The following is a 14,575-nucleotide window of genomic DNA, read 5'->3' as shown; positions in this document are numbered from 1 at the left end:
TGCCCGTATAATGGCTGGCTGTGCCCGGCTGGGCTCTCAACACTAAAACGCCACATGACGCCAGCGCTCAACAAACCTCTACCGGACATTGAAGCTCTTGCAACGGGAGGCGTGAAGTTCACACCCCAGGCCTTTTTGGGCAAAGTGGTGGTGCTGTACTTCTACCCCAAGGACAACACGCCTGGCTGCACCACCGAAGCGATGCAGTTCCGTGACCATCACAAAGACTTCCAGAAAGCCGGCGCCGTGGTGCTGGGCGTGTCGCGCGACAACATGGCCTCGCACGACAAATTCAAGCAAAACCTCGAGCTGCCCTTTGAGCTGATCGCCGACACGGAAGAAAAGCTCTGCCACATGTTCGGCGTGGTCAAAAACAAGATCATGTACGGCAAAAAGGTCAAAGGCATTGAGCGCTCGACCTTCCTGATCGACGCCCAGGGCATCCTGCGCGAAGAGTGGCGCGGCATCAAAGTGGCGGGCCATGTCGAGGAAGTCTTGAAGGCCGTGAAGTCGCTCAAGAAAGAAGCTGCCTGAGCACCGAGCATGGCCCACGGGCCATGTTTGCGCTGCAGTGCACCAAACCAAGCCGACCTTGCCTGCATGGCAGCGTCGGCTTTGTTGCTTGTGGGCAGCAAATCCGCACCCTCACAGCCAGCATGCACGCTTTGTGCATAATGGATTCATGCCTTCAAGCCGTACTCAGCCTCTAAGCCGCACCCTCAGGGATGCGGCTTTTTGTTTTGTGCGCCTGAAGGCATTGCGGCCCCAGACTTCTAGGGGCCACCCCACCACGCTCCCAACGCCCATACCCCCATGCCTCTGCCAAAGCCTCCGACCAAGCGCGCCAGCCGCCTAGAACCCGAAGCCTTTGCCACGACACTCACCCCCAGCAAGCGGGCCCGCACACCCGCGCCACTGGCCACGCCGCCCAGCGTCGTTGCAGCGGCACCGGTGCAGCCCGCAGCTGCAGCACCAGCAGCACTGCTGAAAAAATCCACACCGCCCGCACCGCTTTCTCTGGTGGACACCCAAGCCGCAGCCAGCCCCGCGGCTGCGCCCAAGGATGCGACCAAACCCAGCCGCACCAAAGCACGCAAGAGCCAGGGCGCACCCAAGCTCTTTGTGCTGGACACCAATGTGCTGATGCACGATCCGACCTCGCTGTTCCGCTTTGAGGAGCACGACGTCTATCTGCCCATGATCACGCTGGAGGAGCTCGATGGTCACAAAAAGGGCATGACCGAAGTGGCGCGCAATGTGCGCCAAGTCAGCCGCGAGCTCGACCAGCTGGCCGCGCACCACAAGGCCAGCTCCTTGCAGGCCATGGCCGAGGGGCTGCCGCTGGACGCCACAGGCCACCGCGAAGCCAGCGGCAAGCTGTTTTTCCAGACCCAGCTGGTGGACGTGGCCCTGCCCCAGGGCCTGCCCCAGGGCAAGGCCGACAACCAGATTCTGGGCGTAGTGCAGGCCCTCAAAGCCCAGCAACCCGAACGCGAAGTGGTCTTGGTGTCCAAAGACATCAATATGCGCATCAAAGCGCGCGCCCTGGGCTTGCCGGCTGAGGACTACCGCAACGACAAAACCCTGGAAGACGCCGACCTGCTCTACACCGGCGTGCAGGCCCTGCCCTCCGACTTCTGGGAGCGCCATGGCAAGACCATGGAGAGCTGGAACCAGGCCGGCATCACCTACTACCGCATCAGCGGCCCGCTGGTGCCCTCGCTGCTGATCAACCAGCTCGTTTACCTGGAAGCCCCCGGCGCCGCGCCGCTGTACGCCAAGGTCAACGAGATCACCGGCAAAACCGCGGTGCTGCGCACGCTGCGCGACTACAGCAACCCCAAGCACGCGGTGTGGGGCGTGACGGCGCGCAACCGCGAGCAGAACTTCGCCCTGAACCTGCTCATGGACCCGGACTGTGACTTCGTCACCCTCACCGGCTCGGCGGGCACGGGCAAAACCCTGCTGACCCTCGCCGCCGGCTTGCATCAGGTGCTGGATGACCGGCGCTACAGCGAGATCATCGTCACGCGCGTGACCGTGCCCGTGGGCGAAGACATCGGTTTTCTGCCCGGCACCGAGGAAGAAAAAATGGGCCCCTGGATGGGTGCCCTGGACGACAACCTCGAGGTGCTGGCACGCGGCGACAGCTCGGCCGGCGAGTGGGGCCGCGCCGCTACCAACGACCTGGTGCGCAGCAAGATCAAGATCAAGAGCCTGAACTTCATGCGCGGGCGCACTTTCTTGAACAAGCTGGTCATCATCGACGAGGCGCAAAACCTCACGCCCAAGCAGATGAAGACGCTCATCACCCGCGCTGGTCCGGGCACAAAAATCGTGTGCCTGGGCAACCTCGCACAGATCGACACGCCCTACCTCACCGAAGGCTCTTCGGGCCTGACTTATGCGGTGGATCGCTTCAAGGGCTGGGGCCACAGCGGCCACGTGACGCTGGCCCGCGGCGAGCGTTCACGCCTGGCCGACTTCGCCTCCGAAGTCTTGTAAAGACCACAGCCGCACAGCGGCTGCCACTACAGCAAGCGCGTCACCCCGCACAATGCCGGGGTGACGCGCTTTTACGTTTCTGACCTCGATGGCACGCTGCTGAACCCGCGCGCCGAACTCTCTGCCACCACCCGCGCGGGCTTGCATGAGCTGCTGCTGCAGGGCCTGACCTTCACGGTGGCCAGTGCGCGCAACGTCATCTCCATGCGCCGCATCCTCCATGGTCTGCCACTGTCGCTGCCCCTGGTGTCGTCCAACGGCGCCTACTTGAGCGACTTCGCCACAGGCCGCTACGAGCTGGTCAACGCCATCGAGTCCGATGTGGCCCAAGCCCTGCTCGCGCTGGTGCGCCGCCACCGCCTCATGCCCTTTGTTGCCACCTATGGTCGCTCAGGCGAGCAGCTGTTCTGGCAGGAGGTGTGCAATGCCGGCCAGCAGCGCTTTGTGGACGAGCGCCAAGAGCTGGCCGACCCACGCCTGCGTCACTGTCATGCGCTGGAGCGGGTGCTGCAGGAGCCCATGGTCACCTTGCTGGTGGTGGACAAAACCCAGCCGCTGCAAGACCTGCAACAGGCGCTGCACGAGGCGTTTGCGGGATTGATCACCTCCCACCTGGCAGAGGACATGTATATGCCCGGCTGGGCCTGGCTCAATGTACATGACCACCGCGCCAGCAAGGACCAGGCCATTGCCGAGCTGGCACGGCGCTATGGGCTGTCCTCACACCCGCTGGTGGTGTTCGGGGATCAAAGCAATGATTTGTCCATGCTGCGCGCCGCCCACCACGCCGTGGCCGTGGCCAATGCCAGCGACGAAGTCAAGCGCAGCGCCCACCAAATCATTGGCCACCACGCGCAGGACGCGGTGCTGAAGTTCTTGCAGGACGACTGGCAAGCCAGCCGCCCGCGCTGAGCCGCGCTCAGCGGCGCAAGAGGTCCTGGATGTGCGCCAAAGCGCTGGGGTCCTCGATGGTGGACAAGTCACCCGGGTCACGCCCCTCGGCCAAGGCCTGCAAAGCACGGCGCAAGAGCTTGCCCGAGCGCGTCTTGGGCAAAGCGCTGCAGCAGTGCACGCGCGAGGGCCGCGCCACGGCGCCTAACTCCGCATCGACCCTTTTGAACAGCTCCACCTCCAGCGCCTGAGCCAGCTGCGGCGTGGCGGCACGCGCCGGGTCGCGCAGCACGGCAAAGGCCATGGCCACTTGGCCTTTGAGCGCGTCGGCCACACCCACCACCGCCACCTCAGCCACGGCAGGGTGGCCGCTCAGGCACTCTTCAATTTCACGCGTGCCCAAACGGTGGCCCGCGACGTTGATGACATCGTCGCTGCGCCCCAGGATGTAGTAGTAGCCGTCTTCGTCGCGCAGGGCCCAGTCGAAGGTGGAGTAGTAGTGGCGGCCGCCCTGCTCGCGCCAGTAGGTGCGCACAAAGCGATCGTTATCACCCCAGACGGTTTGCAAGCAGCCCGGGGGCAGCGGGCCTTCGATGACCAGCAAGCCTTTTTGCTGCGCCGCCTGCAGCGCCTCGCCGGTGTTCTCGTCGATGAGCTGCACGCGGTAGCCATACATGGGCACGCCCGGCGAGCCGAGCTTGGGCGCGGCATCGGTGAGGCCACGCGCCAGCGTCAGGATGGGCCAACCGGTTTCCGTCTGCCAGTAGTTGTCGATGATGGGCTTGCCCAGGCCCTCGGAAATCCAGCGCGCCGTGGGCTCATCCAGCGGTTCGCCCGCCAGGAACAGCGCGCGCAGGGAGCTCAAGTCATGCTGACTCAGGTGCGCAGGGTCGTGCTTTTTGAGCACCCGCACCGCCGTGGGCGCGCTGAACATCACCGTCACACGGTGGCGTGCCACCAGCTCCCACCAAATGCCTGCGTCGGGCTGCACGGGCAGCCCCTCGTACATCAGCGTGGCCATGCCGGCCAACAAGGGTCCGTAGACGATGTAGCTGTGCCCCACCACCCAGCCAATGTCGCTGGTGGAGAAATAGGTTTCACCGGCACGCCCATCGAAGATGTACTTCATGCTGGCGGCCAGGGCCACGGCATAGCCACCGACATCGCGCTGCACGCCTTTGGGCTTGCCCGTGGTGCCGCTGGTGTAGAGGGTATAGCTGATCTCGTTGGATTCCAGCCAGGTGCAAGGCACCTCGGCCTGCGCATGCTGAGGGTGCAAGCTGGCGTAGTCGTGGTCACGACCCGCCACATGCTCAAACGCAGCCAGGCCGCGGTCCACCATCAGCACAGCCTGCGGGCGGTGGGCGCTGCGCTCCAGCGCCTCGTCCAGCAAGGGCTTGTAGGGCACGACCTTGCCGCCGCGGCTGCCCGCGTCAGCGCTGATGACGAGCTTGGGCTGGGCGTCGTCGATGCGGTTGGCCAGAGCGTGGCTGGCAAAGCCGCCAAACACCACCGAGTGAATGGCCCCGATGCGGGCGCAGGCCAGCATGGCAAACGCCGCCTCGGGAATCATGGGCATGTAGATCAGCACCCGATCGCCGCGCTGCACGCCGAGCTTTTGCAAGATGGCGGCCATGGTCTGCACCTCGCGGTGCAGCTGCGCAAAGCTGTAGATACGCTCTTGCTTGACCTCGGTCGACACCCAGATCAGCGCTGCCGCGTCGGGGCGCTGCTGAGCGTGGCGGTCCACGGCGTTGTGGCAGAGGTTGGTGGTGCCGCCCACAAACCAGCGCGCAAAGGGGGCCTGCGTGTAGTCACACACCTCATTGAAGGGGGTGTGCCAGTCAATCAGGGCTGCCTGCTCGCGCCAGAACCCTTCGGGGTCCTGCACGGAACGTTGGTAGAAGCTGGTGTAGTCGGTCGTGCTCATGGCGCATGCTTTCTGACAAAAGCCCAATCACAAAACAGCGCTGGGCCTATGCGGCTGCACTTTCAGCCCAGGCACTGACGGCAGTCTGACCCGTCGCCCGGGCACCCCTCAGGACTTCCCCGCATGCGGTGCTGGCATCTGCTTCCAAACTGAGCCACATCAAGCCATTTGTGTCAGAACGTTCGGGGGTGGGGGCTTTGAAACCGCTTTGTGTTCCAATACGGCCCGAGGATTCGTTTCAGGGCATGCCTGAAGCGAATAGGGAGCGGCCAGATGCGCACTCAGTGTGCGCGCATTGTGCAAACCCCAGAAAACCCAGGTGTAGGACCTGTCAGCCCTTGTGGCTGGCTGGGCTGTGCGCCATATGACATGAGCGATTTGATCTCTTCGTCCACCACGAAAGCTGTCGCCTGGCTGGCCCACCTCAGTGTGGGCGCGGCCCTGTTGCTCACTGTCAGTGCAGCAAAGGCACAGAGCGCGCAGCCAGCGCCCCCCAAGCCTGCGGCCTCCGCTGCGGGCTCCCTGACGCCGCCTCCGGGCACCATGATGGGCGCCTACGGCCAGAGCCTGGCGCAGCAGCAGCCCGCTGCGGATGCCTCGTCCTCGGGTGACGTCATCACGCGCTTTTTGATGGAGCGCAATCTCATCCCCGGCGCCAACAACCCCGTACTGGCACAAGTTCGGGACACCGCCTCTGACTTGGTCATGGCCGCCATGAATTTCCTGGGCGTGCCCTACAAGCTCGGTGGCAAATCCATCGACAGCGGCTTTGATTGCAGCGGCTTCACGCGCCACATCTTTGAAATCAGCCTGGGCCTGATCCTGCCCCCTCGAGCTGAAGAGCAGGCGCGGCTGTCCAGCCTGATTCCCATCCGGCGCGAAGACCTCAAGCCCGGTGATCTGGTGTTCTTCAACACCATGCGACGCACGTTTTCCCACGTTGGCATTTACGTGGGCGAAGGTAAATTCATCCATGCCCCCCGCACAGGTGCGGCGGTGCGCGTGGAGGACATGCGCGAGTCATACTGGGCCACACGGTTTACCGGAGCCCGGCGTGCCGATGTGGCTGCGGCAGACCCCAATGCCGACCCGCGCAAGCCCCGCTGAGGCTTGACCCCGCCTGTTGCAGGGGGTCGGGCGCTGTGCGTTTTTGACCCACATCAACCCCTTGGGGTTGGCCAGACTGGCAGGATGTCAACATGCCCTACACCCAACAGGCCCTGAACGAGTCTCGACGCTTTGGCGTGCGCCCGGTGCCCACATTGCGGCCCCTGGCGTGGTTGGGGCGAGGATGGCAGGACTTGCGCCGCTGCGCGCTGCTGTCTTTGCTGCAGGGCCTGCTGCTGCTGGGCGGGGGCGTGATCATCTACCGTGTATGGGGTGATCACTTCGGGCTCTTGGCCGGCGCCTTCAGCGGGCTCTTGCTGGTGGCTCCCGTCTTGGCCACAGGCTTTTACGCCAGCAGCCGCGCGCTGGAGCGGGGACAAAAACCCGGCCTGCACACGCTGGTTCAGGCTTTCTGGCCCGGGCATGTGCAGCTCATCAAGTTCGGGCTGCTCTTGGGTCTGGCGGGTGCGGGCTGGATGCTGTGCTCGGCCGCCTTGATCACACTCATGGCCCCCGGCGCGGTGCACACCCCGACTGAGTTCCTGTACCGCGTGGTGCTGGCCGAGGACAGTTTGCTGTTTCCCCTCTGGCTGGCCTTGGGTGCGCTACTGGCGGCCCCGGTGTTTGCTTCCAGCGTGGTGGCTGTGCCCTTGCTGATGGACCAACGCCTTCGCGTGCTGGCCGCAGTGTTTGCGAGCTGGCGCGTGGTGATGGAGCACCCCGCACCTTGCGCCTTGTGGGCGTTTTTGATCATGGCCCTGGTCGGCCTGGGTATGGCCACCGCCATGTTGGGCTTGGTGGTCATCCTGCCTTGGTTGGGCCATGCCAGCTGGCACGCCTACCGCGACCTGGTCCGTCAACCCGTGGAGCATTGAGTTGTTCGGATACACCGAGGAGCAGATCGCGCAGTTTGGGCTGACCGTGGGCGTCAGCGCCTTCATGCTCTACATGCTGTTCATCATTCTGCAGCTGGCCAAGGAGTCCAAGGCCGGGCGCTTTGGTACGTTTGTGCTGCTGCTGGGCCTGGGCTTTGGCATGGTGGGCTTTGCGGCCAAGGGCATCATCAAGTACTTCATCGCGGGTTCGGGGGGGTGAGCGACTGGCGCGATGCGCGCCACACCCCAGACCCGACACCCCCGGCTGCAGCTATGCTTTGCGCACCTTGCTGCACTCACTCAAGCTCCCATTCACCAGCCGGCAACAGACTGCCGTGCGCACAGGCCGCACCGCCCAAGATCAAGCCAGGCGGCAGTCCGACGCCAGCTTCGGCCAGACCTTGCTGCTGGCTGTGTTGCTGCATGTCTGGCTGATTTTGCTGCTGGGCAACGCTGTCAACGGCCGCTCGGCCCAAGGGCTGGAGCGTGGGCCAGGCTTGCAGGTGTCGCTGCGCGGGCTCATACCCGGCGCAGCGCTGGCGGGCAAGGCCACGCAGGACCTGCCCGGCGCAGCCCGGGGCACCCCGACAGCACCCGCTCAGCCCCCCAACTCGGCCGCGCCTGGCTCGCCCCGCCAAGGTCTGCATCAAGAGCAAGAACAAATCAAGCAAGACCCTTCGCTGGACGAGTTGCTGCGCGAGCGCCTGGATCTGCAGGAGCTGGCCCCCACACCGGACCTGCAAGCTCCGCCCCTGCGCGAGCTGGCCCCGAGCCGATTGAGCGATCTTGGTGCAACACCCCCCCGGCCCCAGGCCCAAACGCTGCAGCGCAGTGCGCCACTCAAGCTCGACAACCCCGCCCCTGTCGAGGCCTTGCAACTGCCCGAACCCGCGGCCCAGCTCAAAACGCTGAGCGCGCCAAAGGCTGACAGCGCGGCTGCGCCCAAAGTGCAGACCGGACGCATCAGCGCGATGGACGCCAGCGTACTCAAAACACCCGCGATCAGCGCGGCACCGGCGCTGCCCCCGCTGGAGACGGCCGCACAGCCACAGCCACAAACTCAGACGGCAGCAGCACCGGCCCCAGCGGCCTCAGCGCCTGAGACCCCCTTGGCCCACCCTGAACCGCCCACACCGGTGCAAACACGCCGCCTGCCCGAATTGCCGCGCAGCGCGACACCCGTGGTGACGCGGGAAGTCGCGCCCCAGCTCAGCACCCGGGTGCTGAACGAACCCTTGCAGACCGCGCCGGCCCTGCCCAGCTTGCCTGCAGCCCAGGAGCAAGGAACACCGCTGCCGCAAGCGCAAACACAAGGCCGCGTGGATCTGACAGGAGCCACCCAAACCCAGACCGGCGGCGCCGGGGCTGTTGCCCCCGTGGTCGGTGGGCCTGATGCGGGGCGCCGCCAAGGTGCGACACCGCCCGAGCCCGCAGCCTCGAGCGCAGCCACCCCCAAAGCGCCGCTGGACCTGCGCCTGCCCGTGGGCACGCAGGCACCGGCGCGTCAGTCCTCAGGCATTGGCTTGATCAAAGCCCTGCCCACACCTCCGGCGAAGAAAAGTGCGCTGGAAAAAGGCATGGAAGAGGCCGCGCGGGAAGAGTGCCGCAAGGCCTACGCCCAGCAAGGCCAGCTCCAGGGTGTGGCGGCGGCCCTGCCCTTGCTCAACGACACGCTGCGCGACAAGGGCTGCCGCTGGTAGCCCTTGTCTGTGCCCTGCTGGCGTGTTCAGAACAAGCCGCTGATGCGGCCTTGCGCGTCGACGTCAATGCGTTCGGCTGCGGGCGCTTTGGGCAGGCCGGGCATGGTCATGATGTCGCCGCAGATGGCCGTCACGAACTCTGCACCCGCGTTGAGTCGCAGCTCACGCACCAAAATCTCGTGGCCTTCCGGGGCGGCCAGCAGCTTGGGATCCGTGCTGAAGGAGTACTGCGTCTTGGCAATGCACACCGGCAAATGCTCCCAGCCCTGAGCTTTGAACTCCGCCAGCTGCTGCTGGGCCTTGGCTGAGAACTGCACGGCGCGGGCGCGATAGACCTTGCGCGCCACGGCCTCGATCTTGTCTGGCAGCGGCATATCATCCGTGTAGATCGTGGCTGGGCGGGCCTGACGCGCTTGGCACACCTGCACCACGGCCTGCGCCAGGGCCTGTGCGCCACGGCCGCCATCAGACCAATGCGTGGCCAGCACGCAGCGCACCTGCCAGCGCGCACACGCCGCCTGGACCAAGGCCAGCTCCTCGGCGCTGTCAGCGTCAAAGCGGTTGATGGCGACGATGGCCTCCAGGCCGTAGTGCTGCTGGATGTTCTCCACATGGCGCTGCAAATTGGCCATGCCTGCTTCCAGTGCGGCCAGGCCCTGCGCCGGTGCGCCATGGTGTTTGAGCGCACGCACCGTGGCCACCACCACCGCGCAAGCGGGCTGCAGCCCCGCTTTGCGGCACTTGATGTTGATGAACTTCTCGGCCCCCAGGTCGGCACCAAAGCCAGCCTCCGTGACCACGTAATCCGCCAGCTTCAGGGCCGTGCGGGTGGCGATGACGGAGTTGCAGCCGTGGGCAATATTGGCAAAGGGCCCGCCGTGTACCAGGGCGGGCGTGCCCTCCAAGGTCTGCACCAGGTTGGGGGCCAGCGCGTCTTTGAGCAGCGCGGCCATGGCGCCGTCGGCCTGGAGCTGGCGCGCGGTCACCGGGCGCTTGTCGGCGGTGTAACCCACCACAATGGCACCGAGACGCCGCTTCAGGTCTGACAGCGAGGTAGCCAGGCACAGAATGGCCATGACCTCGGAGGCCACCACGATGTCGAAGCCGTCTTCGCGCGGGTAGCCGTTGCCTGGGCCACCCAGAGCCACGGTGATGTGGCGCAGCGCGCGGTCGTTCATGTCCACCACACGGCGCCAGCTGATGCGCCGCACATCCAGGCCCAAGGCATTGCCGTGGTGGATGTGGTTGTCCAGCATGGCCGCCAGCAGGTTGTGCGCCAAGCCCACGGCGTGGAAGTCGCCGGTGAAGTGCAGGTTGATGTCCTCCATGGGCACCACCTGCGCATGGCCACCACCGGCCGCCCCGCCCTTCATGCCGAAACACGGGCCCAGGGAGGGCTCGCGCAGGCAGATCATGGCGCGCTCACCGATGTGGGCCAGCGCATCGCCCAGGCCCACGGTGGTGGTGGTCTTGCCCTCACCCGGCGGCGTGGGCGTGATGGCGGTGACCAGCACCAAATGGCCGTCTGGACGCGGCTGCAGGCTGTCGATATGGCTGAGGCTGAGCTTGGCCTTGTAGTGCCCGTAGGGGCTCAAGGCCTCTTCGGGAAGTCCCAGCCGTTGCTGAGCCAGGGGGATGATTTTTTGCAACTGCGCCGCTTGGGCGATTTCGATGTCAGTAGGCATGCGGCCATTATCAGCATGGCCAGGTCCGCGGTCTGGGGAACAAGGGCCCCAAGGAGTCAACCCAACCACCCCACCATGAGCCCGATCAAACTCAGCGCACCAATGGCTGCCACCCACAGCTCGGCGCGGCGCGCGGCTTGCAGCAACTGCTGCCCGCGCCGACGCGCCGATGCGGGCAGCAGCGGGTCGTAATGGCTGCGAAAAGCAAGCCGTGACGCACCACCGGGCGCCACCAGAAACGGCGTGGGGCTGGCGTGGGACACGAGGGGCATGGGCGTACAGTTCATGGCGGCGTCACTCCCGAAGTTGCGGCTGTCTTGCGTCGATGTGCAGTCATGCTACTGTTTATTTATACAGTATCGAAGCCGGTATAAACCCGCAAAACATCACGCCACAGCCGTACGACCGCCCCCTAGAATGACGGCATGCCTCTGCGTTTGCGTCACGTGTTGATGTGCCTGCTCATTGTTTTGCTGCCGCTGCAAGCGGTGGCCGTGAGGGGCATGGGGCTGTGCGCAAACATGCATTCCGGGCTCGCAGTCAAAGCGCCCGCAGCCCCCTGCCCCCCTGCCCAAACTGCGGCCACCGAGGCGGCTGCGCCGGAATTCGATGCGCTTCATGCAGCTCACGACGGGGCTGAGGCGCCCCCATCGCCCTCGGCTCACTGCCATGGGTCTGAGCATGCCGGGTCGGCCCATGAGGCCTCGACCACGGACCACGGCGACGCTGACAGCTGCGGGTTTTGTGCGGACTGCTGCGTGGGAACGCTGTTGTTTCCCACGCCCATGAATTGGGTGGGCCCCTCTCCCAACTCGCCTGCTCCTTCGGCAGTACCGAGTCAGTTTGCTGACGCTCCTCAGCAAACGCTCAAGCGCCCTCCACGCCTTCGCTGAAGCGGACACCTCTGTCCAAGAGGTGAAACGAGCCCTGCGTCGTCTCGAGTTGAACTCGGCAGCGCTGGGCAAAGACCGGTCCTGTGCGCCCGCACGGACCGAGCGTTTGGTAGTTTGGAGCGTTCTCCATGCAAACTTCTCGTAGATTCCCGTCGGCCATGCGGCTGACGGCCCTTGCGCTGGCCTTGGTCTTGAGCGGCTGTGCCAGCCTCAGCCCCGATGGCGGCAGCGCCCCGCTTGATTCGCTGGCCAAGCAGCATTTTCAGCAAGGCCTCAAACCCCAGACTTCGGAGCAAGACCGCGCTGCCCTTGAGGCCCGAGTTCAGGAATTGTTGGCGCAGCCCTTGAGCGCCCAAAGTGCCGTCCAACTGACGCTGCTGCGCCACCAGGGGCTTCAGGCCCAGCTGCAAGCATTGGGAGTGGCCGACGCACAGCGCGTGCAAGCCAGTCAGCTGCCCAACCCCGGCCTGCACTTTGGCCGTTTGCAGCGCCAGGGCGAATCGGGTCCAGCCATTGAGTATGAGCGCGGCTTCTCGCTGGCCTTGAGCCAGTGGCTCACCCTGCCATGGCGCGCCCAGCTCGAACAGCGCCGTTTTGAGGCCCAGCAGCGCCAAGCCGCAGTCAATATGTTGCAACTGGCCGCGCAGACTCGCAAAGCCTTCTACCAAGCGGTGGCGGCCGACCAAACGCTGCGCTACATGAAAGACGCCTTGCTGGCTGCAGAAGCCGGGGCAGAGCTGGCTCGGCGCATGAAGAAGGCTGGCAACTTCAACCGCCTGCAGCAGTTGCGCGAGCAGTCATTTCTGGCCGACGCCCAGGCAGGCGTGCTGCGCGCGCAGGCCCAGCAGGTGGCTGCGCGTGAGCAGCTGCTGCGCCAGCTGGGGCTGGAGAGCGATGCCGCCATGCGCCTGCCCGAGCAGCTTCCGGAGCTGCCCAAAGCCCTGCCCGAGCGAACAGGACTTGAGCAACAGGCCTTGAACGAGCGCCTGGATGTGCAAGCCGCCAAAGCCCAGACTGAAGCCTTGGCACGCAATCTGGGCCTGACACGAAGCACACGTTTGATCAATGTGCTGGAGCTGGGCTATGCACACAACAGCGCGACGGCCGAGCCCAGGCAAACCGGCTACAGCGTGAGCCTGGAGCTGCCGCTGTTTGACTGGGGTGGCGCCCGCGTGGCGCAAGCTCAAGGCCTGTACATGCAAAGCCTGCACGAGACCGCCCAACTGGCGCTGGAAGCCCGCTCGGAAGTGCGTGAGGCCCACCAGAACTGGCAGCTGGCCTGGCAGCTGGCGCGACACCAACAGCAGCAGGCCCTGCCCCTGGCGCGCGAGATCTCCGACGAAAACCTGCTGCGCTACAACGGCATGTTCATCGGTGTTTTTGAGCTGCTGGCCGATGCACGCAACCAGATCAGCGCCGTGCAAAACGCCATCCAGGCGCAGCGCGATTTCTGGCTGGCCCAAACTGATTTGGACATGGCCTTGCTCGGGCGCCCCAGCATGAGCCGCATGGCTGCGCCCTCGGGTGCGGCTCCCGCCGCAGCTGGCGGCCACTAAAGCATTGACTGGAGCACACACCCATGGTTTCCCGACGTGATTTCCTGCGCAGCAGCGGCGCTGTGACCGCTGCCGTCTCGGCCGCCTCAGTCAGCACGGTGGCCCTGGCCGCCCTGCCTGAACCCGTGCTGCAAGCCAGCGCCGACACCCAAGTCCCGCTCGTCCCCCAGACTGGCCGGCCCTACAACCCCGTGGTCACCCTCAATGGCTGGACCCTGCCCTGGCGCATGAACCAGGGCGTGAAAGAGTTCCATCTGGTGGCTGAGCCCGTGGTGCGCGAACTCGCCCCCGGCATGAAAGCCCACCTGTGGGGCTACAACGGCCAAAGCCCCGGGCCCACCATCGAGGTGGTCGAAGGCGACCGCGTGCGCATCTTCGTGACCAACAAACTGCCCGAACACACCAGCGTGCACTGGCATGGCCAGCGCCTGCCCAACGGCATGGACGGCGTCAGCGGTCTGACGCAAAAAGCCATACAGCCAGGCAAGACCATGGTGTACGAGTTTGTGGCGCGGCGCCCCGGCACATTCATGTACCACCCGCACGCTGATGAGATGGTGCAGATGGCCATGGGCATGATGGGCTTTTGGGTCACGCACCCGCGCCAAAAGCACCCGCTCATCAGCGAGGTGGACCGGGACTTCTGCTTCTTGCTCAATGCCTTTGACATCGACCCGGGCAGCGCCACGCCCAAGATCATGACCATGCTGGACTTCAACCTCTGGTGCTGGAACAGCCGCGTCTTCCCCGGCATTGACACCCTCAATGTGCGCCTGGGCGACCGCGTGCGGCTGCGTGTGGGCAACCTCACCATGACCAACCACCCCATCCACCTGCATGGCCATGAATTTGAAGTCACTGGCACCGACGGCGGCCCCGTGCCCAAATCGGCGCGCTGGCCGGAGGTGACCACCGATGTGGCCGTGGGCCAGATGCGCCAGATTGAATTCCTGGCCGATGAGCCCGGCGACTGGGCCATGCACTGCCACAAGAGCCACCACACCATGAACGCCATGGGCCATGGTGTGCCCACCATGATTGGCGTGCCGCACCACGACCTGGCCGCCAAGATCCAAAAGCTCGTCCCCGACTACATGGCCATGGGCGAGAAAGGCATGGCTGAAATGGGCGAAATGGAAATGCCCCTGCCCGACAACACCCTGCCCATGATGACCGGCCAAGGCCCCTTTGGCGGCGTCGAGATGGGTGGCATGTTCAGCGTGCTGAAGGTGCGCAAAGACCAAAAGCCCGGCGACTACCGCGACCCGGGTTGGTACAAGCACCCCAAGGGCGAAGTGGCCTTCGAGTGGAGCGGCGCCCTGCGCGAGCCCGCGCGCTTTGCCGCCGAAGGCGGCACCGCACTCAAGCCCGCTCACACGGGCGAAGCCCTTGAGCTCAAGGCCCGCAAGCCCAGCAGCCACGGTTCACATTGA

The 14,575-nt window shown here is 65.2% G+C and carries 12 protein-coding genes; 9 read left to right on the top strand and 3 right to left on the bottom strand.

The window, feature by feature from the left end; all coding sequences use genetic code 11:
- The first annotated feature begins 54 nt into the window (after window positions 1-54).
- The 3 genes from ACG0Z6_RS03635 (at window position 55) to ACG0Z6_RS03625 (ending at window position 3,417) form a co-directional block, all read left to right on the top strand.
- Complete coding sequence (locus ACG0Z6_RS03635) at window positions 55-534, top strand: peroxiredoxin (RefSeq protein ID WP_394458698.1); 480 nt, start codon at window positions 55-57, stop codon at window positions 532-534.
- Window positions 535-813: 279 nt separating this feature from the next.
- Window positions 814-2,505, top strand: a complete 1,692-nt coding sequence (locus ACG0Z6_RS03630) for a PhoH family protein (protein ID WP_394458697.1) — start codon at window positions 814-816, stop codon at window positions 2,503-2,505.
- Between the two features lie 60 nt (window positions 2,506-2,565).
- The gene (locus ACG0Z6_RS03625; protein WP_394458696.1) at window positions 2,566-3,417 is read left to right on the top strand and encodes an HAD family hydrolase; all 852 of its coding nucleotides are present in this window, start codon (window positions 2,566-2,568) and stop codon (window positions 3,415-3,417) included.
- A 7-nt stretch (window positions 3,418-3,424) separates the two neighbouring features.
- On the opposite strand, the gene ACG0Z6_RS03620 is transcribed toward ACG0Z6_RS03625, so the two are convergent.
- Window positions 3,425-5,326 carry a propionate--CoA ligase gene (locus ACG0Z6_RS03620; RefSeq protein WP_394458695.1) on the bottom strand — a complete coding sequence of 634 codons (1,902 nt, stop codon included), beginning with the start codon at window positions 5,324-5,326 and terminating at the stop codon, window positions 3,425-3,427.
- A gap of 369 nt (window positions 5,327-5,695) precedes the next feature.
- Between ACG0Z6_RS03620 and ACG0Z6_RS03615 the strand changes: the two genes are divergently transcribed.
- From ACG0Z6_RS03615 to ACG0Z6_RS03600, 4 genes are all read left to right on the top strand, one after another.
- The gene (locus tag ACG0Z6_RS03615) at window positions 5,696-6,433 is read left to right on the top strand and encodes a C40 family peptidase (RefSeq protein ID WP_394458694.1); all 738 of its coding nucleotides are present in this window, start codon (window positions 5,696-5,698) and stop codon (window positions 6,431-6,433) included.
- A gap of 92 nt (window positions 6,434-6,525) precedes the next feature.
- A complete protein-coding gene (locus tag ACG0Z6_RS03610) occupies window positions 6,526-7,308 on the top strand; it encodes a DUF2189 domain-containing protein (RefSeq protein ID WP_394458693.1) in 783 nt (260 codons plus the stop codon).
- 1 nt (window position 7,309) lies between these two features.
- Complete coding sequence (locus tag ACG0Z6_RS03605) at window positions 7,310-7,528, top strand: DUF2788 domain-containing protein (protein ID WP_394458692.1); 219 nt, start codon at window positions 7,310-7,312, stop codon at window positions 7,526-7,528.
- Window positions 7,529-7,643: 115 nt separating this feature from the next.
- Entirely contained in the window at window positions 7,644-9,008 is a 1,365-nt protein-coding gene (locus ACG0Z6_RS03600; protein ID WP_394458691.1) for a hypothetical protein, read from the top strand.
- A gap of 26 nt (window positions 9,009-9,034) precedes the next feature.
- Here the strand turns inward: ACG0Z6_RS03600 and ACG0Z6_RS03595 are convergent, their stop codons facing one another.
- Both ACG0Z6_RS03595 and ACG0Z6_RS03590 read right to left on the bottom strand, forming a co-directional pair.
- Window positions 9,035-10,693: a formate--tetrahydrofolate ligase gene (locus tag ACG0Z6_RS03595; protein WP_394458690.1), complete on the bottom strand. Its 1,659-nt coding sequence runs from the start codon at window positions 10,691-10,693 to the stop codon at window positions 9,035-9,037.
- Window positions 10,694-10,749: 56 nt separating this feature from the next.
- The gene (locus ACG0Z6_RS03590) at window positions 10,750-10,965 is read right to left on the bottom strand and encodes a hypothetical protein (RefSeq protein ID WP_394458689.1); all 216 of its coding nucleotides are present in this window, start codon (window positions 10,963-10,965) and stop codon (window positions 10,750-10,752) included.
- 749 nt (window positions 10,966-11,714) lie between these two features.
- On the opposite strand from ACG0Z6_RS03590, the gene ACG0Z6_RS03585 reads away from it, so the two are divergent.
- Window positions 11,715-13,142: a TolC family protein gene (locus ACG0Z6_RS03585; protein WP_394458688.1), complete on the top strand. Its 1,428-nt coding sequence runs from the start codon at window positions 11,715-11,717 to the stop codon at window positions 13,140-13,142.
- 23 nt (window positions 13,143-13,165) lie between these two features.
- The gene (locus ACG0Z6_RS03580) at window positions 13,166-14,575 is read left to right on the top strand and encodes a multicopper oxidase family protein (protein WP_394458687.1); all 1,410 of its coding nucleotides are present in this window, start codon (window positions 13,166-13,168) and stop codon (window positions 14,573-14,575) included.

The sequence above is a fragment of the Roseateles rivi genome (assembly GCF_043555845.1).
Lineage (GTDB): Bacteria > Pseudomonadota > Gammaproteobacteria > Burkholderiales > Burkholderiaceae_C > Roseateles > Roseateles rivi.
This window is presented reverse-complemented; position numbering and strand designations above follow the sequence as displayed.

Bases quoted from the DNA above. Each gene is read 5' to 3' on its own strand.
- ACG0Z6_RS03635 (WP_394458698.1), top strand. From the start codon at position 55: ATGACGCCAGCGCTCAACAAACCTCTACCGGACATTGAAGCTCTTGCA.
- ACG0Z6_RS03630 (WP_394458697.1), top strand. From the start codon at position 814: ATGCCTCTGCCAAAGCCTCCGACCAAGCGCGCCAGCCGCCTAGAACCC.
- ACG0Z6_RS03620 (WP_394458695.1), bottom strand. From the start codon at position 5,326: ATGAGCACGACCGACTACACCAGCTTCTACCAACGTTCCGTGCAGGAC.
- ACG0Z6_RS03615 (WP_394458694.1), top strand. From the start codon at position 5,696: ATGAGCGATTTGATCTCTTCGTCCACCACGAAAGCTGTCGCCTGGCTG.
- ACG0Z6_RS03610 (WP_394458693.1), top strand. From the start codon at position 6,526: ATGCCCTACACCCAACAGGCCCTGAACGAGTCTCGACGCTTTGGCGTG.
- ACG0Z6_RS03595 (WP_394458690.1), bottom strand. From the start codon at position 10,693: ATGCCTACTGACATCGAAATCGCCCAAGCGGCGCAGTTGCAAAAAATC.
- ACG0Z6_RS03590 (WP_394458689.1), bottom strand. From the start codon at position 10,965: ATGCCCCTCGTGTCCCACGCCAGCCCCACGCCGTTTCTGGTGGCGCCC.
- ACG0Z6_RS03585 (WP_394458688.1), top strand. From the start codon at position 11,715: ATGCAAACTTCTCGTAGATTCCCGTCGGCCATGCGGCTGACGGCCCTT.
- ACG0Z6_RS03580 (WP_394458687.1), top strand. From the start codon at position 13,166: ATGGTTTCCCGACGTGATTTCCTGCGCAGCAGCGGCGCTGTGACCGCT.